Annotated in this window: 20 protein-coding genes and 1 tRNA gene; 14 read left to right on the top strand and 7 right to left on the bottom strand. The window is 41.4% G+C overall.

What is annotated here, in order from left to right:
• Positions 1-68: 68 nt before the first annotated feature.
• Positions 69-6,329 carry a DUF6701 domain-containing protein gene (locus ACYVIL_RS04895; protein WP_460311769.1) on the top strand — a complete coding sequence of 2,087 codons (6,261 nt, stop codon included), beginning with the start codon at positions 69-71 and terminating at the stop codon, positions 6,327-6,329.
• Between the two features lie 76 nt (positions 6,330-6,405).
• Here the strand turns inward: ACYVIL_RS04895 and ACYVIL_RS04890 are convergent, their stop codons facing one another.
• Together ACYVIL_RS04890 and ACYVIL_RS04885 are read right to left on the bottom strand one after the other, a co-directional pair.
• Entirely contained in the window at positions 6,406-6,963 is a 558-nt protein-coding gene (locus ACYVIL_RS04890) for a DUF5655 domain-containing protein (protein ID WP_303475323.1), read from the bottom strand.
• A 309-nt stretch (positions 6,964-7,272) separates the two neighbouring features.
• Positions 7,273-8,004, bottom strand: coding sequence for a helix-turn-helix transcriptional regulator (locus ACYVIL_RS04885; RefSeq protein WP_460311768.1), 732 nt, complete (start codon positions 8,002-8,004; stop codon positions 7,273-7,275).
• Positions 8,005-8,146: 142 nt separating this feature from the next.
• Here ACYVIL_RS04885 and ACYVIL_RS04880 point away from each other — a divergent pair, with 142 nt between their 5' ends.
• Positions 8,147-8,533, top strand: a complete 387-nt coding sequence (locus ACYVIL_RS04880; protein ID WP_303475320.1) for a VOC family protein — start codon at positions 8,147-8,149, stop codon at positions 8,531-8,533.
• Positions 8,534-8,745: 212 nt separating this feature from the next.
• Here ACYVIL_RS04880 and ACYVIL_RS04875 read toward each other — a convergent pair whose 3' ends face one another.
• Positions 8,746-9,732 (bottom strand): PEP-CTERM sorting domain-containing protein, encoded by a 987-nt coding sequence (locus ACYVIL_RS04875; RefSeq protein WP_460311767.1) that lies wholly within the window; start codon positions 9,730-9,732, stop codon positions 8,746-8,748.
• A gap of 404 nt (positions 9,733-10,136) precedes the next feature.
• Here ACYVIL_RS04875 and ACYVIL_RS04870 point away from each other — a divergent pair, with 404 nt between their 5' ends.
• From ACYVIL_RS04870 to ACYVIL_RS04840, 7 genes are all read left to right on the top strand, one after another.
• Positions 10,137-11,090, top strand: a complete 954-nt coding sequence (locus tag ACYVIL_RS04870) for an NAD(P)H-dependent flavin oxidoreductase (protein WP_460311766.1) — start codon at positions 10,137-10,139, stop codon at positions 11,088-11,090.
• Positions 11,091-11,394: 304 nt separating this feature from the next.
• Positions 11,395-12,546, top strand: coding sequence for an iron-containing alcohol dehydrogenase (locus tag ACYVIL_RS04865; RefSeq protein WP_460311765.1), 1,152 nt, complete (start codon positions 11,395-11,397; stop codon positions 12,544-12,546).
• Positions 12,547-12,578: 32 nt separating this feature from the next.
• Positions 12,579-13,961 carry a hypothetical protein gene (locus ACYVIL_RS04860; protein ID WP_460311764.1) on the top strand — a complete coding sequence of 461 codons (1,383 nt, stop codon included), beginning with the start codon at positions 12,579-12,581 and terminating at the stop codon, positions 13,959-13,961.
• On the top strand, positions 13,958-15,334 hold the full coding sequence (locus tag ACYVIL_RS04855) for a sigma-54 interaction domain-containing protein (RefSeq protein WP_303475313.1): 1,377 nt from the start codon (positions 13,958-13,960) through the stop codon (positions 15,332-15,334). Before ACYVIL_RS04860 ends, ACYVIL_RS04855 begins: the two co-directional genes overlap by 4 nt.
• Positions 15,335-15,450: 116 nt before the next feature.
• Positions 15,451-16,509: a cyclase family protein gene (locus ACYVIL_RS04850; protein ID WP_460311763.1), complete on the top strand. Its 1,059-nt coding sequence runs from the start codon at positions 15,451-15,453 to the stop codon at positions 16,507-16,509.
• A 166-nt stretch (positions 16,510-16,675) separates the two neighbouring features.
• Positions 16,676-17,839, top strand: a complete 1,164-nt coding sequence (locus ACYVIL_RS04845) for a porin (protein ID WP_460311762.1) — start codon at positions 16,676-16,678, stop codon at positions 17,837-17,839.
• A 400-nt stretch (positions 17,840-18,239) separates the two neighbouring features.
• On the top strand, positions 18,240-20,162 hold the full coding sequence (locus ACYVIL_RS04840; protein ID WP_460311761.1) for a methyl-accepting chemotaxis protein: 1,923 nt from the start codon (positions 18,240-18,242) through the stop codon (positions 20,160-20,162).
• A 253-nt stretch (positions 20,163-20,415) separates the two neighbouring features.
• On the opposite strand, the gene ACYVIL_RS04835 is transcribed toward ACYVIL_RS04840, so the two are convergent.
• Entirely contained in the window at positions 20,416-20,868 is a 453-nt protein-coding gene (locus ACYVIL_RS04835; protein WP_460311760.1) for a MarR family winged helix-turn-helix transcriptional regulator, read from the bottom strand.
• A gap of 137 nt (positions 20,869-21,005) precedes the next feature.
• On the opposite strand from ACYVIL_RS04835, the gene ACYVIL_RS04830 reads away from it, so the two are divergent.
• Both ACYVIL_RS04830 and ACYVIL_RS04825 read left to right on the top strand, forming a co-directional pair.
• Positions 21,006-21,434: an organic hydroperoxide resistance protein gene (locus ACYVIL_RS04830; RefSeq protein WP_460311759.1), complete on the top strand. Its 429-nt coding sequence runs from the start codon at positions 21,006-21,008 to the stop codon at positions 21,432-21,434.
• Between the two features lie 219 nt (positions 21,435-21,653).
• Complete coding sequence (locus tag ACYVIL_RS04825) at positions 21,654-22,286, top strand: SDR family oxidoreductase (protein ID WP_460311758.1); 633 nt, start codon at positions 21,654-21,656, stop codon at positions 22,284-22,286.
• 101 nt (positions 22,287-22,387) lie between these two features.
• Here ACYVIL_RS04825 and ACYVIL_RS04820 read toward each other — a convergent pair.
• The 3 genes from ACYVIL_RS04820 to mutY form a co-directional block, all read right to left on the bottom strand.
• Positions 22,388-22,463 (bottom strand) — tRNA-Phe (locus ACYVIL_RS04820).
• Between the two features lie 176 nt (positions 22,464-22,639).
• Positions 22,640-22,912, bottom strand: coding sequence for an oxidative damage protection protein (locus ACYVIL_RS04815; RefSeq protein WP_303477601.1), 273 nt, complete (start codon positions 22,910-22,912; stop codon positions 22,640-22,642).
• A 24-nt stretch (positions 22,913-22,936) separates the two neighbouring features.
• Positions 22,937-23,998 (bottom strand): A/G-specific adenine glycosylase, encoded by a 1,062-nt coding sequence (gene mutY / locus ACYVIL_RS04810; RefSeq protein WP_460311757.1) that lies wholly within the window; start codon positions 23,996-23,998, stop codon positions 22,937-22,939.
• A gap of 77 nt (positions 23,999-24,075) precedes the next feature.
• Between mutY and ACYVIL_RS04805 the strand changes: the two genes are divergently transcribed.
• The 3 genes from ACYVIL_RS04805 (at position 24,076) to ACYVIL_RS04795 (ending at position 26,676) form a co-directional block, all read left to right on the top strand.
• Complete coding sequence (locus ACYVIL_RS04805; RefSeq protein ID WP_460311756.1) at positions 24,076-24,786, top strand: alpha/beta fold hydrolase; 711 nt, start codon at positions 24,076-24,078, stop codon at positions 24,784-24,786.
• A gap of 142 nt (positions 24,787-24,928) precedes the next feature.
• Positions 24,929-25,648 (top strand): tRNA (guanosine(46)-N7)-methyltransferase TrmB, encoded by a 720-nt coding sequence (trmB, locus tag ACYVIL_RS04800; protein WP_303477593.1) that lies wholly within the window; start codon positions 24,929-24,931, stop codon positions 25,646-25,648.
• Positions 25,648-26,676, top strand: a complete 1,029-nt coding sequence (locus ACYVIL_RS04795; RefSeq protein ID WP_460311755.1) for a methyltransferase — start codon at positions 25,648-25,650, stop codon at positions 26,674-26,676. Before trmB ends, ACYVIL_RS04795 begins: the two co-directional genes overlap by 1 nt.
• Positions 26,677-26,781 lie beyond the last annotated feature (105 nt).

The following is a 26,781-nucleotide window of genomic DNA, read 5'->3' as shown; positions in this document are numbered from 1 at the left end:
TTACAATTACATTATAGCTGGGTTACTATCTGTGTGTCGTTACTAACGTTAATAAAGACTTTGTTTTAATGCAAATTTTCAAAAAGCCCATTTTCACTTCCTCCAGGGTACAGGCTGCTGCTTTACTTGCGGCTCTGCCAGCTACCTGTTTATCAGCAGAAGTACTGCAACCCTCTACAATTACCTTAGTGGAGACAGAATATAACAGCACCACCTGGGCCGCCAGCAATCTACTAGACGGAGAATCTAATACTCATTGGTTATCTGGCAAACTCAATAACGATATCAATTTTCAACTAAATGACAACAACGAAGCCCTTTGTGTAGATGAATTTGAACTGTTCAATTACGGTAAAGATTCAACTTCGTTAAAGCAATTTATTCTACTGACCAGTTCAGATAGTACCCTGAGTGCAGATTCTGGTACAGAGGGATGGCGCCCGGTTATAGCTGAAGAAAACCCCACTAACAAAATAGATTATTTAAGTTGGGCACAAGGTGCTCGTATAGTATCAGTAGACAGCGAATATAATAGTACGACTTATGCAGCGAGCAATATCAATGATGGCAGTACTAAGTCGAGGTGGTTAACGTCTAAATCAAATAACACTATTGAATTCAATTTTGATACCGACTGGAACGGAAATGTTGGCAATTCCATTCCTATTAGTGAAATCCAGATTACCAACTACGGTAACGATGATCGATCCATAAAACAGTTCCAAATTGAATATACAACTGATGGGGTAATTTGGGACAAGCTTGAAGTTCCCGGCTCTGTGGCCGGTGATGAAGACTACATTTACTCACGTATACAAGATGGTGGGATCTTGGGTAACGTCGATAGCGAATACAATTCCACCACATGGGCGGCAGAAAATATACTTGATGGTGATGACAATTCCCTGTGGCTAAGTAACGATGGCAACAATACCATTGAACTCACTTTTGACCCAGACAATGACGGCACAACAGGTGCCGAAGGCGACAGTGATGACCTGTTTAATTTTGACAAAATTTACATTAAAAACTACGGGGATAACGACCGCTCTGTTAAACAATTTCAAATAGCGGTGCAAACCCTTGCTGATCCAAGTTGGCAAAAGCTGCATGTACCAGGGTCGGCAATTGGAGATAGCAATTTTAATTTTGCATTATCTCATCATGGCGGTACCTTAGTTGAAGTCGATAGTGAATTAAACACCAATAGTTGGAGCGCGGCTAATATTCACGATGGCGATCAGAATACTCGATGGCTAAGCCCCCAAGGCAATAATACCCTTTCTTTTCAATTCGATGTTGACGAAGATGGTGTAATGGGCTCACCTACGGACTATTTTACCCTCGAAAGTTTTCGTCTACGAAACTATGGAAATGATGATCGTTCTATAAATCAGTTTCAAGTTTCAGTTAAAACCGCATCAAACACTGAATGGCAGAAGATTACTGTTCCAGGTTCCACTAGTGGAGAGGCTGACTATAATTTTGCCTTATCCTATCAAGGCGGCACATTAACCAGTTTCGATGGTGAACTCAACAGCACATCATGGGCTGCGGCAAATATGCATGACGGCGATGACAACTCTTTTTGGCTTAGCAACAAAACCAATAATTTCTTTGAATTTCAATTTGATGCTGACGGAGATGGAGCAGTTGCCACAGTCGCAGATCAATTTACTTTCGAGAGTTTTTATTTACAAAACTATGGGACTGATGACCGAGCCATCTATCAGTTTCAGATTGCAGTTAAAACAGCGGCAAATCCAAGCTGGCAAAAACTAAGTGTACCTGGTGCTGTAATCGGCGAAGCCAACTATAACTTTGCCTTGTCTCACCAAGGGGGCACCTTGGTCGACATTGATAGTCAATATAATTCAACTAGCTATGCTGGGGCTAACCTACTCGACGGCGATTTAACCACCCCATGGTTAAGCAGCAAAGAAAATAATACCTTAGATTTTCAGTTTGATATTGATGAGGACGGTAATTTAGCTGGTGCACAAGACAAGTTCAAACTTGAGAGCTTTAACTTAGTTAATTACGGGGTGAATGATATTTCAATTAAACACTTTCAAATTGAAGTGAAAACCCAGTCAAATCCAGTGTGGACAAAAATTCCAGTTGCAGGTTCATCTGCTAATGAGCCTAATTATAACTTCTCTTTGAGCCACAACGGTGGCAGTTTAACAACCGTAGATAGTGAATATAATTCGACGTCTTATGCTGCTAAAAATTTGTTCGATGGTGATCAAAGTAATCAATGGCTGTCTTCTAAACAAGATAATACCTTTGCCTTTACTTTTGATACCAACAATGACGGAACTAATGGAGATAGTATTAATTTCGATACTTTTTCATTAGTTAATTACGGCAATAACATATCAATACAAACCTTTGAGCTTGATATTCAAATCGCTAGTGGTCCCTGGCAAACTGTCAACGCCCCTGATGGTGGAACCACATTTACTGCCGATATGGGTATAGAGCTACAAACATGGTCTGTAGGTGCTTATAGCAATGTAACAGCTACCCGCATACGCACACTGACTAACCATGGTCATTCCTCCTATATCGGAGCCAAAGAGTTGACTTTCTCAGGTGATTCCGTGGGGCCTACATATACGTACACAGCGGCTATGAATGGTGATGGAGAGAGTTTCAGTATCGATGCTGCCTATCAATTCGACAATGTCACTGATGTGCGTCTGCGCACAATATCGAACCATGGTGATGGCACTTATATTGGTGCTCAAGAATTGCAATTGTTAGGCCCTTCGGTAACTGAGAATAAAACTTTCAAAGCTGCAATGCATGGCGATGGTGAGACTTTTACATTTGATAGCGAAGACGTTCCCGTAGACGTCACCCATGTAAAAATCATCACCATAAGTAATCATGGTGATCCTACCTATATTGGTGCCCGTGAATTTGAAATCCGTGGCTTATCTGTCGCTCCAAGTAAAACCTTCACTGCTGCCATGAACAATAGTGTTCAGACGTTCACCCTTGATCCCGCTAATTTACCGATTGATGTCACCGACGTAAAACTCGTAACCATCAATAACCACGGGGATGCAACTTATGTCGGAGCCAGAGAGTTTGAACTCATCGGTAACTCAGTTACCCGAACAAAAACCTTTAGCGCTGCTAAACATGCTGACGGTGAAACCTTTGAATTGGAAGAACTAGACGTTCCGGAGGATGTGACCGCAGTTAAATTGATCACCATAAACAATCATGGAAGTTCATCCTACATCGGTCTACGTGAATTTGAGGTGATTGGAGAGTCGGTCACCCCCTCAAATACCTTTAGCGTACCTATGACGGCAGCGACGCAAACCATAGTATTGGATGAAGAAGATGAAGTGACAGATGTAATTGGTGTACGTTTAGTTACCATTAAAAATCATGGGGATTCCAGCTATAGCGGTATCGCTGATTTCAAATTATTGGGCAACGCTATTACCCCCAGCTATATATTTACGGCGGAAAATACTAGCGTTTTACAAAGCTTCGATTTCGATCCAATAACCACGAATATTCTACGTTTCCACAGTCTTAATAACTATGGTAGCTCATCTTATATCAGAGCCACCGACTTCAGGTTAAATGAAGGAATTTGCAAAAACGCCCAGTGGCGCATGGATGAGCCCAGTTGGAACGGCACGGCTAATGAGGTTAGAGATAGCACTAACAGCGGTTATGATGCAGTTTCCGTTGGTTATGGTGTTGGTGAAGATCCTACAACTTCAGCACTGAACCCCGCCCTAGAAGGCGATCCTGGTACCTGTGGATATGGTGAGTTCGATGGTATTGATGATTATATTGTTAGTAGCGGTGGTGACAATTTAGATGAACTGTCAACCATGACCCTCTCTGCTTGGATAAAAGCCAGTAGCTTTAATCAAACTAATGGCACAGATTCCAGAGGGATCTTTTCAAAAGGCCCCGATGGCATAGATGAAGTTGCTTATGGCGCATTTTTTACCAACTCAGGGGGCAATAGACTTCAGGTTGATATTGATGGTTCAGATGACAGGTTTCAATCAAACACCAGCTTCGCGGCGGATACCTGGTATCACATAGCAATAGTATTTGATGGCACACAAGACGAATCTGAACGGGTCAAACTCTATGTGAATGGAAATCTTGATGGCACGTTTTCAGAGTCTAGTAGCGTAATACCCAACACCTCAGGCGATTTTTATATTGGTAATTTATATTCATCGGAAAACCAAAAAAGCGTTTTTCATGGTGCTATCGACGAAGTCGCTGTAAGACCTATCGCAATGAGTGCCACTGAAATATCAAGCTTAATGGCGGCAACTCACTCATGCACAGTTCCTTTGCATCATATTGAAATAGAGCATGATGGAAGTGGCTTAACTTGCAGTGCTGAGTCTTTAACGCTTAAAGCCTGCGCTAACCTAGATTGTACTGATTTAGTACAAAATGACGTGTTGGTTACCCTTGCAGCCACTGGTGATCCATCGACTTGGAGTAATAACCCAGTCACCATTCCAAGTGGTGAAAGCCTAACGGTTGAGCTGAGTCATACAACAGCGGAAACCGTCACATTATCTGCCACCCCCGAGATCCCCGCGCTTTATGATCCTGAATGTATTCCAGATTGTGACATTGATTTCGCTAGCGGAGGTTATCTGCTGACCTTAGAAGACCATACGGCTTGCAGTACAACTAACTTGACCATTCAAGCCGTCAAACTGGACGACACTAGTACCGTTTGTACTGCCGCGGAAAATGGTGATTTGGCGTTAGATTTGATTTTTAATTATGCCAACCCAACCACGGGTAGCAAAGTGCCAACCCTTGACTCTACTGATATGGCCGCCGCTTCCGTGCCGCAAAATAGAATCATTAACTTTGATGAAACCGGCACTGCAGTGCTCAGTTTTGAATATCAAGACGCGGGTAAAATTAGTATAGAAGTGAATGATGCAAGCGGAAATGGATTAGCCTCTTCGACTGTCACCACCATAGTCAGTCCTGCCAAACTCATAGTTGCCAGTCCAGATACAAATGCCCAATGCACAACTAACGATGCCAACTGCAGTGTGTTTAAACAAGCTGGAGAAGCGTTTAACCTATCAGTGGCGGCAGCCTGTTCTGATGGAACCATTACTCCCAACTTTGAAATGGATAACATCCCTCTTTCAGTCGATACCATTGCCCCTCTGACCGGCGCCTCAGTATCATTGGGTGTCGCTAGTGTAAACATTGCGACAGGTGACAATGGTGAGCATGTAGAAGCAAATCAAACTATCTCTGAAGTAGGCGTTTTTAGCATAACAGCCACACCACCGGTTAATGGCTATTTTGGGAAAACCATAGCCGCCGCAACCAGTGCAAGTATTGGCCGATTTACGCCTGCATATTTTGATTTGGAAACGGTATTAGATGGTTTTCTATCGGGTGGCGATCCTTTTGTTTATGCTGGACAGATGAACATTTTAAGCCCTTCCTCAGGCCAAATAAGTTACGGCACTGAGCCTGAATTCACTATTACCGCCAAATCTTTAGATGGCAATACAACATTGAACTACACTGGTGATTTCATAAAATTAGATGAATCAAATGTTGTTAGGACTACGCCTACAGAAGACTCAAACCAAATTGGTGCCGACGCCAGCAATCATGTTGCTGTTAGCGCCGTCTTGAATTCTGCAACGATAACGGAAACCAGTGGCGTGCTGACTTACCGGTTTAACTCAACGGATAATTTTGTGTATCTGCGCAACCAAAATTCACTAATCGAACCCTTTACCAGTGCGTTAAGTTTAAAAGTCGCATCCATAGTTGATAATGATGGGATTGTAGCCAAAGACTCGGACGGCGATGCGAGTAATGGCGTTCACGAATTACTTCCATACGGCCAAGAAATTCGTTTTGGTCGTTGGGTTCTTGAGAATAACTATGGCCCAGAAACATCGTCTTTAAACATTCCGATGAAAATTGAGTATTGGGATGGAAGTCGGTTTGTAATCAGTAGTGATGATTATTTTACTCGTTATGATGCTGCAAACGATGTCAACATAACGGATATAAACTTAGCACCTGCGACCAGTAGCGCATCAGGAGACGGTGTTTTCCAATCTGGACGAGGGGAGTTCACCCTTTCGGCACCAGGGATCAATAACAAAGGCGAGATACAAATAGAATACGAAGCACCAACCTGGCTGCAGTTCGACTGGAGCGACTTCGACTCTAATTTTGATGGGCCTTACACGGAAAATCCAACTTCGGTAGCCACTTTTGGCATATTTCATGGCAATGATCGCATGATTCACTGGCGTGAAACCGCCAATTAAAAGTACTCTGATAGACAGTGGTTATGGATATATTATTGGAATGACAAACCGCTAACTAAATTAACAAGCGCATAGTTTAACTTTGCTCATAGGCCATTTTTAACCAATCGAAAAGCGCTTGATCAACCTCATCGACATGGCTGATTTTAATCCGATGAGAAACCATCGAATTAAAACTACCTGAAGCTTCCAATCGCCCTTGAGGTTCTACATTTTTAAGGTTAATCCCCACATCAATACGCGTTTTAGTGGAGGGTTGAATCAATGCAAATTGTTTTTTGCGTCTCAGGCTAACATAAGATTTTTTCGGTGCTATTTGCATTTCATCTAAAGGATGCAAACCTTGAATTATGCTATCGTAAATTTCTTTCAGCTCTTGCTTAGCACCACTATATTGATTGTCGATTAGTGCTGTATCATCTGCTGGTTGAGTATTGCGATTTAAAAAGTCATTGGCAATTAAATTGGCAAAACCATGGGTAACCGCAAATTCACTTTTAAGCATCTTAACAATTTGCCCATGCTTTTCTAGTTGGCCCTTAGAAATAACCTCAAACCAGGCACTCATGGTTCTTCCGGTTTTAGATTCCACATTGTTTCGCATGGTTTGCGCCATTTCTTCTGGAGTTGCCATAATTTTGCCTTAGTATTTTTATATTAGGTTAATCTAAAGGTTCTTATATTTTTGTCGTACTCGTCTAAACGGAATACCATTTATATCCAGCAGAACAGTTTACCTTGTCGCATTCATCTCTGGCTTATTGATCATAAAAACCAGTATAGCCAATGAGTAGCTTAGCTACCCAGGATTTTGAACAAAAACCAAACTTCAACTTGAAAATAAGAATAGCGAGTTTACATTCCAAAGTTGATTTGCTAATAAAAGGCCATAAAAAATAGTAGCAAATGAGTCTAAGGTGCTTTCTGTGCGAGTTACTAGCGTTTAATTACTATCAAGTTCTTTACAATCATTCCCTTTGAAACGCGTTTCATCCTGTTCATTTACACGTTTCAAATAGGTGGTTAAACTTTTGTCTTTTTCATGCGTAAAGCGACGCTCGAGCTTTTCAAACTTAGCAATACGATCGAGTCGAAAATTTCTAAAATCTTTGCGTAGTTCACACCAACCAGCCAATAGCCATACCGGGCTAAATGAAATCAAAGCTAATGGCCGTATAATTCTCACCGTTAGCTGTTCATTTAAGTCTAGATAGGTGAACTTTACTAATTGCTTACGTCTGATACATTCTCGCACTTCGGAAAAACTCACTTCCCATGGAATTTTGTAGTGGCTCGGCGCAGAAAAAGTACTTATTTGATGAAGCTCATTAATTAAGGTATCTGGTAAAGTCGCTTGTATTTTACGATAGGCACTCTGTGCTTTTTTGGCAAAGTGTTTATCGGTCCAATTGCCTACCATACCTATACCCAATGCAATGGCCTCCAATTCATCAGCGTCAAACATAACAGGCGGAAGGTGATACTTCTTGTCTATTAAGTAACCGACTCCTGCCTCGCCTAAAATTGGTACGCCAGTATCAATAAGGTCTTGAATATCGCGATAGATGGTTCTTTGGCTCACTTCAAATACCAAAGCTAACGTTTGCGCCGTAACTGCTTGGTGCATTCTTCTTAAATAATGGACTATTTCATTTAGCCTCTCAGCTTTACGCATATCAGTTGCCTTTTAACTTCCATCTTTTTTCACAGGATCTGTGAACTTATATTTGCAGTTTAATTAAACACTACTGACATTAGCTGTCAGTAGTCAAAGACTATTATGACTTTGCATTCAAAAACACAAACAGGAGAAGAAAATGCTTGGATACGTTACCTTAGGTACAAATGATTTAGCAAAGTCAGGTAAATTTTATGATAGTTTATTTGAGACAATCGGAGGAAGCCGTTTCATGGAACAGCCCGGCTATTTTATTGCATGGAAGAGAGCGGATACTGAATCATCCCTGGGAGTTACAGTCCCCTTTGATGGCGAGTCTGCAACAGTGGGTAATGGTGTTATGGTGGCGCTGGCAATGGAAAGCCCGAAGCAAGTTAACGCCTTTTATAATGCTGCTTTGGAATTAGGTGCAACCTGTGAGGGTAAACCTGGGTTTCGCCCAGAAGACGCTAACAAAGGATTTTATGCGGGCTACTTTCGAGATTTAGACGGCAATAAACTTAATGCGTTTTGTATCGTCGAATAGCGTTATCAAAATCAAGTTTTTATTAAAATAACGATTTAGTTAGGCTTAATTTTTTACACCAAAAAAAAGCCCTGAACATTTCTGTTCAGGGCTGTTAGATTAATACTACTTTTCTTCAGTACTTAACGCATCGAAGCGATTAAAAATAGTGATTGAAGGTGTAGCTTAATTTAAAACGACACTTTTAAATCAAACTTGTCCTCAACTATTATTTACTTAGCCAAGCGCTTACGCATACTCATACCCATCAAACCAATTCCAAACAACAATATAGTTGCAGGAGCTGGAACATCAGTAGGGTCGTCATCTCCTGGAATATCTACAGTACCGACAGTATCACCGAATACATATGAGTAACTAAGTGTTGCTGACTCACCCGCGTTCAAATCCCCAATCATAAACCCTAGACCGATACCATGGTCACCGACAGAATCAAAACCGGCAACAGGAGCGTAGGAACCACCAAAAACGTACGAACTTGGAGTGATAACACTACAGCAAGATCCAACTATTCCTGAATCGTGCTCATAATCACTTTCGGTAAACATACCTATAGTAAGGCCGCTTAAAACACCAGAAGCACTAATAAAGTCAGTTTGTGCCAACTCGCCAGCATCATCATAATCACCATCATTATTCAGATCTAACCCACGTTCATTGTTGGTAGCTGCTGAACCTCCGCTGTAGTTATCTGGATCAGGATCAATTGCTCGAGAAAAAGCAAGATTGGTCAAGTCGCTTGCAGCGGTAATAGTAGTAGTTATATTTAAGTTCTCATCGTCATCATCAAAGAAGAAGTCATGAACGATATCGAAAAAACCGTTGTCTGCAGTACCTTCCCAGCGTACGTGGTTATCGAATGTGCCACCACCCAGATCGGTAAGACTCACTTGACTTACTTGATCACTTGAAGAGTTTCTATTGCCAACAGTACTGAATTGGTCAGACGAAATACCAAAACCCTCAAACGGCGTACCTGGGCGAAGGTAATCACCTCTTGCAGTATCGAAAGTACCAGTTCCTGTAGCATCGTGGATTAATCCTGGAGTAGCGTTTTCATCCCCTAGAGTGCCGTCGTCCGAAACTTGGGTATAGAGAAAATCACCTTGCATGAAAATCGGTGCAGCCATTACGCTCGGAGCACCTAGCATAGCACTCAACGTAATGCCTGCTAATGCCAATTTTTTTGTTTTAAACATTGTTCGATTTCCTTATTATCAATTTTTATCAGTAATGCTTCAATCCTACTGAAGCTTCCGATGCTCACTTCAATTTTGCATCTAGAAAAAAGCTTGCACAGTTTAAGCCAACTTTATTTTTACAATAAAATTCATAAGGTTATATAAACACAGAATAAAATAATTACCCTCCTGAAAAACGAGTTTGTAAAAAAACATGACAGTCATTTTACTTCCAACCCTTTTCCGTCCACCTTATTAGAATTTGACAAACAATAGTGATTGCAGGCCCTGCTTGTAAACCGGCTTAACACAATAAGCCAATTGCTAGGCACTCTATTCATGAAAAAAAGTACCATTTTGAGTTACAAATCTATAACAATGTTAATACCGACCTTATTCATGATTCACTTCAAAGGAAAAATATGTCAAATATTGTGCTCAAAACACGCATCACAGATATGCTCGGAATTGAAAAACCTATAATTCAAGCAGCCATGGGTTGGATAGCACGCTCACAGTTATCATCAGCGGTTTCAAACGCTGGGGGCATGGGCATTATTGAAACCAGTTCAGGTGAACTTGATATTATTCGCGAAGAAATTATAAAAATGCGCGATTTAACAGACAAGCCGTTCGGCGTGAACATTGCGCAAGCTTTTGTTCGTGATCCTAAAATACTCGATTTCATTATTGCCCAAGGGATTAAATTCGTTACAACGTCAGCCGGTGATCCAACCAAGTATACCAGTCAACTAAAAGAGGCTGGGTTAACGGTTTTCCATGTTGTACCCAACTTTAAAGGTGCGTTAAAAGCAGTTGAAGCCGGTGTCGATGGACTCATAGTCGAAGGAGGAGAAGGTGGCGGTTTTAAAAACGCCGACGATGTATCGAGCATGGTGTTAATACCTCAGGTGTGTGAAGCGGTAAACGTACCTATAGTCGCAGCTGGCGGTATTATGGACGGACGCAGTATGGCAGCTGCACTAGCATTAGGTGCAGAAGGCGTGCTTATGGGTACTCGTATCTTAAGTGCAACGGAAAGCCCTGTTCATCAAAATTGGAAAGATGCCATTATTGCCGCGGACTCCACCGATACACTGTTTTTAAATCGCTCGGGGCCTGGCCCGGCGTTGCGGGCGCTTCGCACCGAACGCTCAACCCGTATTTTAAAAGAAGGCTCAGCCAGCATATTTAACGAATTTAAAGACACAAAAGCCGTTTACTTTGGTGGCGATCTAGAGGCCGGAATTGCCTTAACAGGACAAGTTGCAGGGCGCATTAAAGAATCTAAGTCAATCAAACAAATCTTTGACGAAACCTTAGCCGAGTTTGGCGAAGTTACTGGACGTTTAGCCGCTATATCTAAGCGCCTCTAATCCTAAATACAATAGTAGTAGTTTAATTGGGGTTAGAGTGTTTTTAATTTTAACGACTCTAACCCTAAGGATTCTACATCACAAAATACGACTTCGATTCCAAAAGAAATCAATTTGATTCCAAAAGGAATCGAATTATTATGTAATTGTATATTAATAAAACAGTAACCAAATGGAAAAGTCCCGTTAACATTGGGTTTACATGACTTTTCATGTATTGGCACTTGTCTTGCTACTTCGTGTTATTCAATAGGAACGGCATCATCATTTAAGATGATGTAATGGGAATGAGGACTTGAACAATATGCAAATATCATCCTTTAAAAGCGCTCATACACTAATAACCGGTCACGGCTGTTCCTCAGAGCTAATTGAGCATATTAAGAGTTTAAACATTAATTACCCACTAGTAGTGACTGACAAAGGTGTTAGAAAATCAGGAACTTTAGAACTTATCACCGCTCAACTTGAAACTATGCCTTTTTCAATTTTTGATGATGTAAACGCCGAACCCGACAATGAAGTAGTAGAACATTGTTTTGAGGTATATAACTGCAAACCTCATGATTCAATTATCAGTGTTGGTGGTGGCAGTGCAATTGATATTGCTAAGTGTGTTGCAATGTTAGCGGGTAACTCACAATCCTTAAATGCTATGTTTGGCGAGAATAAGGTGATTAATAGGGGCGTTCCCCACATCGCCATACCTACCACCGCGGGCACAGGCTCAGAAGTCACCAATATTGCAATTTTGGCTGTACCCAGAGAACAAACTAAAAAAGGTGTGGTAAGCAATTATTTATTACCAGATGTTGCCATAGTCGCACCGGAAATGACCTTAAGCTGCCCACCTCATGTAACTGCAGCAAGTGGTGTCGATGCTTTGGTGCATGCAATTGAAGCATACTTATCAAAGTTCGCCAGCCCAATTACAGATGCCCTTGCTATTAAAGCCATGAACATGATTATGAGACACTTACCTACCGCCTACGAGGCACCACAAGATCTGGATGCCCGGGAGAATATGGCCACTGCAAGTTTGATGGCTGGTTTAGCGTTCGGAAACGCAGGCGTTGGAGCAGTCCATGCTTTAGCATACCCATTAGGTGGCCGCTATCATATTTCCCATGGTGTAAGTAATGCCTTAATGCTCCCCTACGTAATGCAGTGGAATAAAAGCGCGTGTTTAGCCCGCTTTGTTGATATGGCCAGCGCTTTATCTACTCCAGTCTCCCCCGAAAACAATGCCGATTTCGTCGCCAATAAAGTAATACAGCAACTTCATAATTTATGCGCTCAGGTTGGTATTCCTAAAGGATTGCATTCATTGGGTATTAACAAAGAAGATATTCCAGAATTAGCTCAAGAAGCGATTAAAGTAGAACGTTTGCTGAAAAATAACCCTAGAAAATTGTCCCTGTCTGATATTGAAAGCATATATTACGCGGCCTATTAACCTTACCAATAAGAATTTGGAACTTTAAACCCATGACTTGGAAAAACCACCAATACGGAACTGAAACAACTTTTTTTCCTTTAGGGCCGTTTAAAATACGTCTACCTTTTTTACATTACCGATTCGAGTGGCCCGACTATTTACAGGGCTTATTGATGTGTGCCGTTGACCTCGCTGCAATTCCTCTGATGGTGGAACTACTCGGGATGCCCTTCGAAGCAGCTATCGCAATCGTTATGATTAATGGCTTTTTGTATTTACTTCACCATATTTTAGGGGACCCTGTGATCCCCGGCTGGATCACTCCAGCGGTACCGTTACTAATGGCATATGTACAAACCTTTGACCCGGGTCCTGACAGGGTTCATGCATTAATTGCTTTCCAAATCATTCTCGGCTTATTAGCCATTGTTCTTGGACAAACCAAACTTGCCTCCAAAGTGGTAACGCTTATTCCTTCGGCGATTAAATCGGGTGTAATCATTGGCGCGGGCCTAGCGGCGATAGTGGTGGTGTTTAAAGAAGGGGGGCGTTTCGAGCAATTCCCAATCACCATAACCATTGCTGTTGGCTTAGCATTTTATCTGATCTTTAGCACCCATTTTGCCCAACTAAAACAACGCAACGCCTTCTGGGCGAACCTCGGAAAACTGGGTATTTTTCCCATTATTATATTGGCAGTCGTACTTGCCCCTGTGGTTTCTGAGGCGAATTGGCCAGATATTGAGTGGGGTATTACCAGCCCTGACTTCGTTTTGATGTTTAACCAGTACACAATTTTTGGAGTAGGTTTACCAGATGCATCTATGTTCTTGACGGCACTGCCTACTGCATTGGCGGCCTACATAGTGCTGTTTGGGGATGTACTGCAATCAAAAGCCATTTTAGATGAAGCAGATGAGAAACGCCCTGATGAAAAAATTGACTATGACCCTAACCGCTCACATCTAATTTTTGGTGGAAGAAATGTACTAATGAGTATTTTTGGGCCAGATGTTGTGATGTGTGGTCCGCTATGGGCAGCAATGCATGTGGTGATTGTAGAGCGCTATAAACAAGGGCGTGAAGCGATGCAATCTATTTTTGGCGGCTCAGGATCTTTCCGATGGGGCACGAATACAGGTTTGCTGTTACTGCCTGTAGTCAGCTTAGTACAACCCATCCTAGGAGTTGCCCTTGCCCTAACACTGCTAATTCAAGGATTTGTGAGTTTTAGAATTGGCATTATGGAAGCTAAGAGCCAACGAGATTTAGGCATTGCAGGCATTATTGCTGCGATTTTAGTCATTAAGGGAGCGACTTGGGCCTTTGGCGTCGGTATTTTATTAGTTCTTCTAATATACGGTAAGAACTTTTTCAAAGGTGATCCTGAGCACAACTTCAACCCAACTAATCAATCCGATGGTGACAAATGAAATCACTGAACGCCAAACTTTTGCAGCCGGTTTTAGATGCTTTACCCGACGGGGTTTATATTACCGATGCTGAAGGTATTACTATAACCGTAAATAAAGCATACGAAAAAATAACCGGTTTACAGCGTCATCGTGTGCTAGGAAAACACATGAAAGACTTAGTTGCAGAGGGGTATATATCTAAGTCGATTTCACTGGAGGTGATCCGTGAAAAGCAACCAATCACTCGGGTCCAAACCATTAAAGGTGATCGAAAAATAGTAGTCAGTGGCAACCCAATGTTCGACGCAAACGGCGAACTTGAGTTTGTGATGAGTTCGGTTCGCGACGTCACTGCATTGCTGCGAGCAAAACATGCTGAAGAGCAATTGGAACAAATCCTCACCGTAAGAAAAAACTACGGTATCGATGTCGATGTACTCACCGACAAAGCTGGCGTATTAACCGGCACTAATACGCGGCAATGTTACAAACTGGCAGAAAAAGTCGCGCCCACCGACGTTAAAATTTTGATTCAGGGGGAAACAGGTACGGGGAAAACCTTGTTGGCCCAATTTATTCACGATAATAGTCTGCGTGCTGAAGCTCCCTTTATTTCCTTAAACTGTGCAGCAATGCCGGAGGGCTTGATAGAAGCGGAGCTATTTGGTTACACCTCTGGGGCATTTACAGGAGCATCAGTAAAAGGTAAAGAAGGATTACTCGATATTGCCAACGGTGGCACTCTTTTTCTCGACGAAATTGGTGACTTACCTTTATCTTTGCAAGCGAAGCTTTTAAAAGTGATCGAGGAAAATAGATTCCTCCCCTTAGGCGGTACACGCTTTAAAACCACCAACATAAGATTGATCACCGCAACCCATCATGACCTTAAAGCCGCGATTGCCGATGGTAAATTTAGAGAAGATTTATATTATCGATTGCAGGTTATGCCCTTAGAGTTACCCCCATTGCGTAACCGTCAAGACGAAATACTATCGTTACTGGAACACTATCTAGAACACTACGCAAAGCGATACAACACCGAAAAAACTCTGCACCCGGAAACTTCCGAGGTTCTTTTACATTACAAATGGCCGGGCAATATCCGCGAACTAATGAATTTGGCCGAGCGTCTAGTGCTAATTACTGATCATACTGAAATTCTACCTAAGGATTTACCTGAATCCATCAAACCTTTGGCCGTACAAAGTGACCCTTTCAGTTCTGCTAGCCTCAAAGAGCAAGTTTCCAATTTAGAACGGGAATTAATCGACAACGCCCTTCGTTTGTACGGCTCCACAAGAGCAGCCGCAGCATCTTTAGGAATTAATCAATCTACATTAGTTAAGAAACGGCAAAGTCTCAATGCCGTCCAAAAACAGGAGCAATGAACTTACATAAGTCTGCGCTGACTTCAGATGAGCGTCATTAGCAGACAGCTAGTCTCTGTGCCCTAGCACAAAGAAACTATATCGCCAATTAAGGCAAAACAAGAAGAAGGTGAAACATGACACATATAGCAAGAAAAACATCACTGACAAAAACCCTTTCTGCCCTTGTCGTAGGCATTTCCTTTACCTGCGCGTCTTTAACTTCATTTGCGGCTGAGGAAACGTACATCGATAAATTATTAGCCGATGCGCCTAAAAACTGGGGAAAGTGGGGGAAAGACGATCAGATAGGAGCCTTAAATTATTTAGACGAAACACAAGTAAAACGTGGAGTAAAAGCCATTCAATCTGGTGAGCGCTTTACCTTACAACTACCCATGATCCATGGCGTTGGACCAGTCTTTCCCGGTCGTGTGCCAGTGATGCACTTCATGGCACAGGATGAGGGTATTTATTCATCGAATAAATCTGAACCGCTAGTTGGCGGCATGAAATATTCTGATGATGCGGTTTTCATGTACTTACAAGGTACTACCCACATGGATGCTCTGGGCCATGCTTGGTATTCTGATAAGGTATATAACGGCAAATCATCCGATACGACTGTACACGGCCACGACTATGTGGACATTGCTCATTTAGGAGATGTAGGTGTGGCTGGTCGTGGCGTACTTATTGATGTAGGTCGTTTTAGTGGTGATAAAAATCATCGTTTAGCACCAGGCACTTGTGTCACTTTAGCTGACATTAAAAATACCGCTAAAAAACAAAAACTGACCATTGAAAAACGCGATATTTTAATGATTAGAACGGGTTCAATGGGTAGATTCTATGACGAAGATGACAAACAAAACTGGACAGCTCTTGATGAGCCAGGTCTATGTTACAGCCCTGAGCTAGTACAATGGATTGCTGATAAGGAAATTCCCGTTATTGCAGCCGATAACTTAGCCGTTGAACTCGCCGCACAAAAGGTCAATGGCAATGACATGGTAATTCCATTACATGGTGCGCTAATTAGAAACTTAGGTGTTGTTTTAACAGAATTGTATTGGCTAGATGATTTAGCTGCAGATTCTGCTGAAGATGGTCAATACAGCTTCTTCTTCTCAGTAGCACCGTTAAAAATGAAAGGTGGTACTGGCTCTCCGGTTAACCCCATGGTTATAAAATAGCCAACAAATAATACAACGGGGCAAACCTGCCCCGCTTCTCCTTTTTATCGCTTTTGAAATAGGCACTTTGCCTGTTTAGGGTTTGTTGCGCCTAAATTTTACTATTTAGTAGACAAACGCCTTAACTCAAACGCTCTAGAAACACTTAATAAACCAAGGTAAGCAAATGAATAATATAAATAAAGTAAAACTTATCGCACTTACATTAAGCATATTTTCAAGCGTCGCAGTCAACGCTGTAGAAATTGAAAGTAATGGATATACTTTTGGCTTTAATGGCTATATCAACACCCATCTTGTATACGTAAGCTGCGACGATAACCCTGACAATGTAGCAGGTAATGCACTGTTATGTACTGGTGATGACGCGACTTCTGTTTCTAACGGTTATAGCCCTGCAAGTTTTCAATTTAGTGCGGCAACCCAAAAAAATGGGGTAGATATTAAAGCTGTTTTTGCCTACGAACCGGGCAGCACTGATAACAGCGCTTTCAATGGTGGCGGTGATAATAAAGCTTATCGCGCCTTTTTCACTGTTGGAAATGAGCAAATAGGAACCTTTAAAGCCGGTCGTGATTACGGTGTATTTGGAATAGATATTGTTTTACAAGATATCTCTTTAAGCGGTGTAGGTGCCCCCGCCCTTGTCACTACCCCACTAAATACCAGTTTAGGTGGTGCAGGTTATGGCTATATTTTTACTGATCGCCTTTCACAACTAACCTATTCTTATACAAAAAACGGTTTAAGTGGAGCAATAGGCGTTTTCCAACCTCTGGACCCTGTAAGTTTTGGTGGTAACGGGTTTGTAGGAGACAGTGGCTCAAAGACCCCAGGGATACATGGCAAACTGCGCTATGACTTTGACCGTGGATTTGTATCTACCACATTCCTAACGCAAAGTGTCGACACAGCATTAAACGATTACAATGCAACCGGAATAGACCTGACATTGGTTTACAACATCGGCGACACGAGTTTATTAGCCTCTGGATTTTCAGCTGATGGTTTAGGTTACTACGGGCTATTGATTGACGGATCAGACAGTGCAGCAAATCCAAGAGATAGCGACGGATACTTTATTCAAGCAACCCATAGGTTTGATAATACCAAAGTAGGTGTCAATTACGGCGTATCCAATATCGATTTAGCTCCCCAAGACACGGCTATCCAGGTAAAACGACAAAGTAAGTTTACCCTTGGGATCTATCATACACTGTGGAGTATGGTGACGATTTCTGCAGAATATTCAGACATTAACGCAGAGAATCATCAAGGTGGCGAGATTAAAAACCAAGCCATTAGTGTAGGTGCTGCATTGAGCTTTTAGTGCAAATACAGGGGTTTAAAAAGGGCTGTGAGTTGGACTTGCACCCTTTTTTATTTTCAATCCAAAACCATTCCATGGTAGATAGCATTTGCTGACATAACTCGCAAAAGATCATAGTAAAAAGCAAGACACAATAATTTCGTTATAAATACAATTAGTTAAAGATTCAGCAGGTTAACGGCAATAAAGTATTAAAAATTGTCGCAGATAAATAAGTAGATGCCAAAAAAGGAACTAGAATAATTAGAGTGTAAGCCTAACCTCGTATAGTAGAGAATATTTAAACTTAATAGAAATGGTTACACACTTAAACTGAATATGGATGCCGATTATTCAATATTTTTGACCTATTCATTGCAAAATTTCACGCTCTTTTTCTACTTATTTGAGGTATTTAGAAATGTCTATACAACAAAAGTTCTTCTATTCTGTAGCATCTGTAATACTGCTTTTTACGATTGTTTTAGCGTATCTTAGTGGTGTAGAAAGAGTCAAAAATACCCAAGATAATGTTCAAGACCAGATTGCTAAACAACAATCCCATATAATTGATATTTTACAAACGACAGACGCATTAATAGCTGAGAGAGTACAAAATAGCATGCGGTTGTTAATGAAAATGGGAGCTGAACTAGGCCCTCCAAGAATAGGTGGCTCAGTAACTGTTAATGGCGTTGCCGCCAATAATATATATATGGGGAATAAATCCCAAGGCAATAACTTTGAATTAGTTGATGGTCTAACTGAAATTATGGATGGCACTGCAACTATCTTTAGTAAAAAAGGAAGTGACTATATAAGAATAAGTACCAACGTAATAAAAGAAAATAAGCGGGCAATTGGTACTAAGCTAAACCCCAATGGCAAAGCTATAAAAGCAATCAATCAAGGACAAGCTTACTATGGTCAAGTGGAGATTTTAGGCAACCCTTATCTTACTGGGTACGCACCAATGAAGGACGCTAAGGCTGAAACAATTGGTATTTGGTACGTAGGGTATTCCGCTGACATTGCCACAGTTTTAAAAACAATTGAAGGTAGTCGAATATTAAATCAAGGATTTATTGCCTTGGTTGATGCAAAAAACAATATCAGAGCCCATTCCGATCATATGTCTGATAGCCAAATAGCAAACGCAATGGAAAACCCTGAAGACTGGGATATATCCCAAGTAGAGTTTGATAAATGGGGTTACAAAGTTATTTTAGCTGCCGATGCAAATGAAGTATCTAGTATCGTATTTTCTAGTGTTCTTTGGGCTGTCAGTAAACAACTATTTGCGGGTTTAGTTATTCTTATTACGGTATTTATTTTGTTGAAAAAGATTGTTGGTCAGCGGATTGAGGATTATATCAAGTCAATTAGAGATATTGCATCTGGTAGTCGTGATTTGAGTGTTCGATTTGACGAAAAACAGGACGATGAATTCGGGCGCATGGGAAAAGAATTGAATAAGCTTTTCAGTAAATTACAAAATACCATAGAAGACGTTCAGCTAACCGCCGACCAACTGATAGACAAAGCACTTTCTTTAAATAAATTAGCTAGTAGTACTCAAATTTCAGTGGAAAATTTAACGTCAGAAATTTCTAATATGACCAACTCAGCTTCAGTTCTTGAGGAACAAGCATTAGCTGTTGAAGAAAATACCAACAAAGCAAACAAAGCTGCAACCAGTGCAGACAATGAAACCAATCTTAGTGTACAAACTCTCAATAACACTATTAGAGATATTAAAAGCCAAGCGGAAAAAACCGAAAGCTCAGTATTGGTGATTGAAGAATTGGCACGTTCTAGTGAAGAAATAAGCGGCGTTATGGAGGTAATTCGTAATATTGCAGAACAAACAAACTTATTGGCGTTAAATGCTGCAATAGAAGCAGCAAGAGCTGGGGAGCAAGGCAGAGGGTTTGCTGTGGTGGCTGATGAAGTAAGATCCCTAGCAAGTAGAACGCAAAGATCAACTGAAGAAATTAAGAACATGATCGAAAAACTGCAAGCAGGCAGTAAAGAAGCTTCGACCGCCATGGCAACCAATAAAATATCAGCCTTAGAAACCGTCGAATCGACGTCTAAAACAGAAGCTGTCCTGCAACAAGCTTTAAATGCAGTAGATGAAATTAAAGTATTAAACGGCGCAACCCAGAGTATGGCGAGTCAGCAAAAGAACGTATCTATGGATATTAAACAAAGAGTCGATGTAATTAATCTCATCAGTGTTGAAAACTCCAATAGCGCCAACAACATGAAGTCAATGTCTGATGAATTATCGGCTTTAGCCAATAATATGAGTGAGAAATTAGTGGGTTATAATCATAAATAATAAGATTCACGATCAATGATGCTATTTACCACCATAGACTTGATTTGACCGTTTTATTAGAGCACTGAAACCAAGCATGATAAGGATTTTTGCTAAACAATTAAGCTTAATCTAAAGGTCAAATACTTTGAACGGCTTTAACAAACAGTACGTAAGTATTCTTTAGTTTATTGATTGCGGTCCGTCATCCCCTGTTTCTGTTTAACTTCAATGGTTAGAAATCTATTCAATAAAAATTGGCAGTGTTAATCAATTATGCCTGGTCGTCATATTGAGTATTTAAATCCCCCACAATTAAGTCTAGTAACTGCATAAGCTGGCTGGCTTGTGTGGTATCTACACTCTCAAATTTGCATAAAATACTTTTTGGAATATGAGCGGCAGCAATTTTTAGTTGTTGTCCATTTTGCGTAAGTTGCACTAGGCGTTTACGTTTGTCGTGTTTGTCTTTTATAACCTCAAGCAATGATTTTTCGGCCATTTTCTTGAGAATTTGAGTCATGGCTCCACCATCAATCGCGGTTTTGTCCACCAGCTCAGCTATGGTTATTGCATCTTCCTCCCACAGCGCCATCATCACAACATACTGAGGATAGGTTAAATTAAGGGCAGCTAAAGGCTCGCGGTAGGCCCGAGCAATGCTGTTGGACGCCATATATAGCCGATGGCACAACTGATTTTCTAATTTTAATTGCTCAAACGACATAATCGCTCCCAACCTTATAAAGCCAAACTTCAAATTAATTATAATTTGCATGCAAAATATTTGCAATTGAAAAACATTTAATCTATTATTTTGCATGCAAACTAAATAATGATTAATTGAAAACTTTGGAGTTCACTATGAAAGTATTAAAAAGCGCAGCCTACACAGCAAAAGCAACAGCCACCGGAGGCCGTGAAGGTACAGCTAAATCTGACGATGGCCGTTTAGAAGTTAACCTATCAACACCTAAAGGATTAGGAGGTGATGACGGCCAAGGTACTAACCCAGAGCAATTATTTGCTGCCGGTTATGCCGCATGTTTTATAGGCGCACTTAAAGTAGTCGCAGGAAGTGCAAAAATCTCTTTACCTAGTGATACTTCCATTAATTCCGAAGTATCCATTGGCGCAATCGACGGTGGTTTTGGAATTGCCGTAAAACTAGCGGTATCACTGGGTGATATGGATAAAGCAGCAGCCTTAGAACTAGTAAATAAAGCACACCAAGTCTGCCCATACTCAAATGCAACGCGCGGTAATATTGAAGTAGAACTAACGGTTATTTAGCAACATCAAAACAAAGGCCAGTGATTCGACCGTACAACCTCACAACCAGAAAAATTTACTTATCGGTTGTAAAAAACTTACATGAATAACCTAAAAAATAGGTTATGCGATGGGTAGCAAACTTTGGCTATCACTGGGCCTCACTGCCTTTTCAGGGGTAGGATCGGTAATTGCTTCCTAGTCTTTAAACACGCAACTACTGAAATGAGGTAAGCAAAAATGAATAGAACATTAATTATTGGCGCAAGTGGGCAAATCGGTAAACAACTCACATCACTAATGTTAGATGCGGGACAAAAAGTGGTCGCTCTGGTTCGCGATAAAGAAAAATTGTCAGATGTGAACAGTGATAATTTGACCATATTTGAAGGCGATCTCACAAAAAACTTTGAACAGGCATTCGAAAACTGCAATCAAGTTGTATTTGTAGCGGGTTCAGGCGGGCACACAGGCGCGGATAAAACGTTGTTAATCGATTTATGGGCAGCTTGCCGCGCTGCAGACTACGCCAAAAATACCGGACTCTCGCATTTTATTATGGTTAGCTCCATTGGTGCAGACGACCCTTCACAGATATCAGGTGAAATGCAGCCGTATTTGGTAGCAAAACACATGGCAGATGAACATCTAATGCACAGCGGTTTACAGTATTCGATTATTCGCCCTGGGACTTTGACAAACGATGAGCCTACAGGCCAATTTTCATCACAACGTCCAAGCAACAAAGATGAGGCAAAAATTACCAGAACAGATGTGGCAAAAGCGTTACAATATTGTGTTTCCAACCCACCTAATAAAAGCACCATAATAGAACTGTTTAATGGTGAAAAATCCATTGAAGAGATTCTTTAAAGTTTTTTATCCTGCGCAGAACACGACGCGTGGCACTGGTTCGATTTCAGCCCTAAAACGACAAAACCCCGAACATTGCTGTTCAGGGCTTTTGGAATAAATGGTGCCTCGACCCGGGATCGAACCAGGGACACGCGGATTTTCAATCCGCTGCTCTACCAACTGAGCTATCGAGGCACTGACTTTACGTCTAATCACAACACTAAAAAGTATACTTGGTAGCGCCGTGGGTGCGTATTAAACGGATTCTTGGCTATCAAGTCAACCGATTTTTAATAAATTTTTAGTTTTAAGGTCTGTTTGCTCGAAAACCCAGCAAATAGGCCCCTATTTGTTCAGTATTCTAGTTTAATTTAAGCCGAAGGTGGAACATATCCTTCAATATCTGGCTCTTTTCCTTCAAACAAATATCCAACCATTTGCTCTTCTAAAAACTTTCGAGCTTCTGGTTCCATCAGATTCAATTTATTTTCATTGATCAGCATGGTTTGTTTTTTTTGCCAATCGGCCCAAGCTTCCTTACTTATGTTATCAAATATTTTCTTACCCACTTCTCCCGGATATAATTGAAAGTCCAGCCCATCGCCTTCTTTTTGTAGTTTTTGACAAAAAACCGTTCTGCTCATAATTAAGGTATCCCAAATGTTCTATTAAAGATTTTTGCGTAGTGTACTAAAAAGTTTAATCGTTGGCGCAGCTAATCCTACTTTTGCAGGAGATTTTAAATCATACCAAAGGGTTTCTTGCTCTTCGACTTTCAAAGTCGGTGGTTTATTAAGGTGCATCAACAGCGGTTTTATATCTAGATGAAAGTGGCTAAAAGTGTGGCGGAACTCTTGTAGCTGCTCAATTTGGATATCACCTAATTGCAAATTACAGGCTTTGCTTTGGGCATCTTGCAATGATTCCGCTTCATATAAACCAAACAGCCCTCCCCAGATGCCCGAAGCTGGACGTTTATAAACAAGAACCTGATCCTGCCAAATGGGTAGAAGCATAACCGTGGTTCGTACTGGTGTACTTTTCTTCGGTTTTTTAGTTGGTAATTCGGCTTGAGTCCCTTGGGCATAAGCCAAGCATGTTGTTTGCACTGGACAGGCATCACAGTTAGGTTTAGAGCGGGTACATAGTGTCGCTCCTAAATCCATTATCGCCTGTGTATACAGCCCAGTATCGGTACTTGGCGTCAAGTCATCAGCGTATTGCCACAACTGTTGTTCTATTACCTTACTGCCTGGCCAGCCATGAATTCCAAAGTAGCGGGTAAGCACACGTTTCACGTTGCCATCAAGAATACTGATAGGTTTACCACTGGCTATAGACAGCACAGCACCAGCAGTTGAGCGCCCTATGCCCGATAAAGCTACCATGCCTTCCAATGTATCTGGAAACTTACCAGCATACTGATCTCGGACAGTTTGAGCAGCTTTATGTAGGTTCCTTGCCCTTGCGTAATAACCCAGGCCAGTCCAAAGATGCAAAACATCATCAACTGGGGCATTGGCTAACGCGAGCACATCCGGGAACCGTTGCATAAAGCGATGATAAAAAGGGATCACGGTTTTCACCTGAGTTTGTTGCAGCATGATTTCTGACACCCAAACTCGATAAGGCGTTTTATCCTGCTGCCAAGGTAGATCTTTGCGACCATATTGATGATACCAGGTAAGTAGTTTTTGACTAAAAGTTGTGTCAGTTGTTGGACTTTGCATATTATCTTTAATTGATTTAGCGGTTTTCACGCACTGGGTTTGTTATGATCATACAAGAATTTTATTGAAATAGATTAATGATGCTTGAAATAACCACGCCTATTATATTTTTTCCCGGTACTTTGTGCGATGAGCGTATTTGGATTCCAGTATGGAAACAACTTAATATTGCCCAGCGCAGCTATGTCCCTTTGCAATGGGCTGATACTTTAGAGCAAATGCAAGCCTTGAGCGCTGACCGTATTAATAGCTTTGAACAAAAAGTGCATTTAGTCGGGTTTTCTATGGGCGGCTATATAGCGGCATTAACGGCCCTGCAATTCCCAGATAAAATTGCTTCACTAACCTTAGTTGGATACTGTCCTAACGGGCTCAGTGAACAGGAAGTGCAACAACGTCAAATGCTGGTAAAAATGATCGACGCTAAAAAGCCAGTGACCATGAACCAAGCCAGACTCGCACGTTTTTTCACTCAATTGGAAATGCAAAATGCTGACTTAGTGAATATCGTCAAAGAGATGGAAAGCGATTTAGGCCCAAGCGTGTTGAAAGCCCATGTGCAATCCACAACTCCCAGACCGGACCTATCTGCAAGACTGAAATCTAGCAACTTTCCACTGCACTTTATTGCCGGCGAGTTAGACCAAATCGCGCCAGCTAAACCAATACAAGAATTAACGTCTAGAATAGCGACCGCGGATTATAGTCAGATCGATGGAACAGGACATATGATGCTCCTAGCCCAACCTAAAGCAGTGGCAGATCAGCTTTACAAACGACTAAGCTAAACTGGATACACTAGTAAATTGCTTGAACCTGCGTAAATACAAGGTTTCAGCTAGTGCAGCTGTTCGATATAAGGTAAAATACTGCGCGTTTTTAGCACACACTTTCTAGATAATCATTTTATATATAAGAGATAACATTTGCATGAGCCAATTTAAAACTCAAGAAGAAGCCGAAGCAGCAGGCGTATACGTTCAAAAAGTACGCAGCTTTGTTAAGCGCGAAGGTCGTTTGACTAAGGGGCAAGCTAAAGCCTTAGAAGAGTTTTGGCCAACCATGGGGTTATTACATGCAGATGGAAAGCTCGACTTCGCAGAAGTCTTTGGACGCAGCGCCCCCGTTGTTTTAGAAATTGGCTTTGGTATGGGCAAGTCCCTGGTAGAAATGGCGGCCAATGAACCAGAAAAAGATTTTATTGGCATTGAAGTTCACAGGCCCGGTGTAGGTACCTGTATGGCAGACGCCAACGAACAAGGTGTCACTAATTTACGGGTATTTGAACACGACGCAGTAGAGGTATTGGCTGATTGTATTGCCGATGAAAGCCTAGATAGACTGCAACTTTTCTTTCCCGACCCTTGGCACAAAAAACGCCATCACAAACGTAGAATTGTACAACCCGAATTTGTACAGAAACTTCGCTCTAAGCTGAAAATCGAGGGTGTATTCCATATGGCGACGGATTGGGAAAACTACGCTGAACATATGCTTGAAGTAATGCAAGCAGCAGAGGGATTTAAAAACTTGTCCGAAAATCAAGATTATGTGCCGCGACCAGACAACCGCCCCCTCACTAAATTTGAGCAGCGTGGTCATCGTCTTGGCCATGGTGTATGGGATCTGATGTTCGCGAGGGTAAACTAATGTTGTCACCCACCAGCCAAGTTCTGGTGCGTAATAAAGAGATATTTGAGCAAGGAAAGTGGATCTTTGTTAACCCTCCTGAAGCTGATATTTTCTCGGCGTTGAGTAATTCAGAAATATTTGGATTTCATCAATTTTATGATGTCTTTCAACAGTGTCCCAAAAATGACAAACATGTATTTTCTGCGCACTACCCAGTTACTCAAGCCAATACCCCAAATTCAGACCTGTTTGATGGCGCAGTGATTTACATGCCTAAGTCGAAAGAACAGGCGGCATTTCTAATTGCTAATATGGCAGCATGCGTTAAATCAGGTGGCAATATTTATTTAGTTGGAGAAAACAAGTCGGGTATTAAAAGCGCCGACAAATTGTTTACCAACATTTCCCAGCGAGTAAACAAAATCGACTCAGCACGTCATTGCAGCTTATTTTGCGCTTTAATAGAACGAAGCTTTACTTTTGACGTTGAAAAGTTTGTTCAATACAAAGAAATTCAAGTCAAAGACACTTTATGTAAAATCGCTTTTCTGCCAGGCATATTTAATGCTGGCGCCCTCGATCCTGCCACACAACTTTTAATCGAGAATTTACCTGAGAAATTAACGGGAAGAGTGCTAGACTTTGCATGTGGCTCAGGCGTGATTGGCTGTTTTGCTGCAAAGAATCACCCTGATATTATCCTTACCCTAAGCGACGTTAGTGCCATTGCAATCTTTTGTAGTCAACGCAGTTTGGCTGCCAATAACCTTAAAGGAACAGTGGTGGCGTCAAACGGGCTTTCCGAGGTTAACCACAAATTCGATGCAGTGTTAACCAACCCTCCGTTTCATACTGGCATAAAAACGGATTACAGTGTCACCGACAAGTTTATTAAAGAAGTGAAGTTTGCTTTACTACCTAAAGGCACATTGATGTTAGTAGCCAATCGGTTCTTACCTTATCCAGATATTATTAAGGGTTCACTCCCTATGCTTTCAACACTGGCACAAACTTCTAAATTTAACCTTTACAGGGCGCAAAAATAGAATAGAGTTATTTGTATAAACAATTTATTTAAAGTAACTGAAGTGACTAGCTATTTTAGGCGTGCCGCTTGCTACTCAGTTAGGTGGTCATGTAATCTGCTATTC

Source organism: Aliiglaciecola aliphaticivorans, from assembly GCF_054782055.1.
The sequence above is the reverse complement of the archived record's forward strand: the minus strand, read 5'-3'. Positions and strand labels throughout refer to the sequence as shown.

What these genes read in the sequence shown, in the direction of transcription:
- ACYVIL_RS04850 (WP_460311763.1), top strand. Translation starts at nt 15,451, where the DNA reads ATGACACATATAGCAAGAAAAACATCACTGACAAAAACCCTTTCTGCC.
- ACYVIL_RS04895 (WP_460311769.1), top strand. Translation starts at nt 69, where the DNA reads ATGCAAATTTTCAAAAAGCCCATTTTCACTTCCTCCAGGGTACAGGCT.
- ACYVIL_RS04875 (WP_460311767.1), bottom strand. Translation starts at nt 9,732, where the DNA reads ATGTTTAAAACAAAAAAATTGGCATTAGCAGGCATTACGTTGAGTGCT.
- ACYVIL_RS04865 (WP_460311765.1), top strand. Translation starts at nt 11,395, where the DNA reads ATGCAAATATCATCCTTTAAAAGCGCTCATACACTAATAACCGGTCAC.
- ACYVIL_RS04805 (WP_460311756.1), top strand. Translation starts at nt 24,076, where the DNA reads ATGATGCTTGAAATAACCACGCCTATTATATTTTTTCCCGGTACTTTG.
- ACYVIL_RS04835 (WP_460311760.1), bottom strand. Translation starts at nt 20,868, where the DNA reads ATGTCGTTTGAGCAATTAAAATTAGAAAATCAGTTGTGCCATCGGCTA.
- ACYVIL_RS04860 (WP_460311764.1), top strand. Translation starts at nt 12,579, where the DNA reads ATGACTTGGAAAAACCACCAATACGGAACTGAAACAACTTTTTTTCCT.
- ACYVIL_RS04880 (WP_303475320.1), top strand. Translation starts at nt 8,147, where the DNA reads ATGCTTGGATACGTTACCTTAGGTACAAATGATTTAGCAAAGTCAGGT.
- ACYVIL_RS04870 (WP_460311766.1), top strand. Translation starts at nt 10,137, where the DNA reads ATGTCAAATATTGTGCTCAAAACACGCATCACAGATATGCTCGGAATT.
- ACYVIL_RS04890 (WP_303475323.1), bottom strand. Translation starts at nt 6,963, where the DNA reads ATGGCAACTCCAGAAGAAATGGCGCAAACCATGCGAAACAATGTGGAA.
- ACYVIL_RS04840 (WP_460311761.1), top strand. Translation starts at nt 18,240, where the DNA reads ATGTCTATACAACAAAAGTTCTTCTATTCTGTAGCATCTGTAATACTG.
- ACYVIL_RS04825 (WP_460311758.1), top strand. Translation starts at nt 21,654, where the DNA reads ATGAATAGAACATTAATTATTGGCGCAAGTGGGCAAATCGGTAAACAA.
- trmB (WP_303477593.1), top strand. Translation starts at nt 24,929, where the DNA reads ATGAGCCAATTTAAAACTCAAGAAGAAGCCGAAGCAGCAGGCGTATAC.
- ACYVIL_RS04815 (WP_303477601.1), bottom strand. Translation starts at nt 22,912, where the DNA reads ATGAGCAGAACGGTTTTTTGTCAAAAACTACAAAAAGAAGGCGATGGG.
- ACYVIL_RS04855 (WP_303475313.1), top strand. Translation starts at nt 13,958, where the DNA reads ATGAAATCACTGAACGCCAAACTTTTGCAGCCGGTTTTAGATGCTTTA.
- mutY (WP_460311757.1), bottom strand. Translation starts at nt 23,998, where the DNA reads ATGCAAAGTCCAACAACTGACACAACTTTTAGTCAAAAACTACTTACC.
- ACYVIL_RS04795 (WP_460311755.1), top strand. Translation starts at nt 25,648, where the DNA reads ATGTTGTCACCCACCAGCCAAGTTCTGGTGCGTAATAAAGAGATATTT.
- ACYVIL_RS04830 (WP_460311759.1), top strand. Translation starts at nt 21,006, where the DNA reads ATGAAAGTATTAAAAAGCGCAGCCTACACAGCAAAAGCAACAGCCACC.
- ACYVIL_RS04885 (WP_460311768.1), bottom strand. Translation starts at nt 8,004, where the DNA reads ATGCGTAAAGCTGAGAGGCTAAATGAAATAGTCCATTATTTAAGAAGA.
- ACYVIL_RS04845 (WP_460311762.1), top strand. Translation starts at nt 16,676, where the DNA reads ATGAATAATATAAATAAAGTAAAACTTATCGCACTTACATTAAGCATA.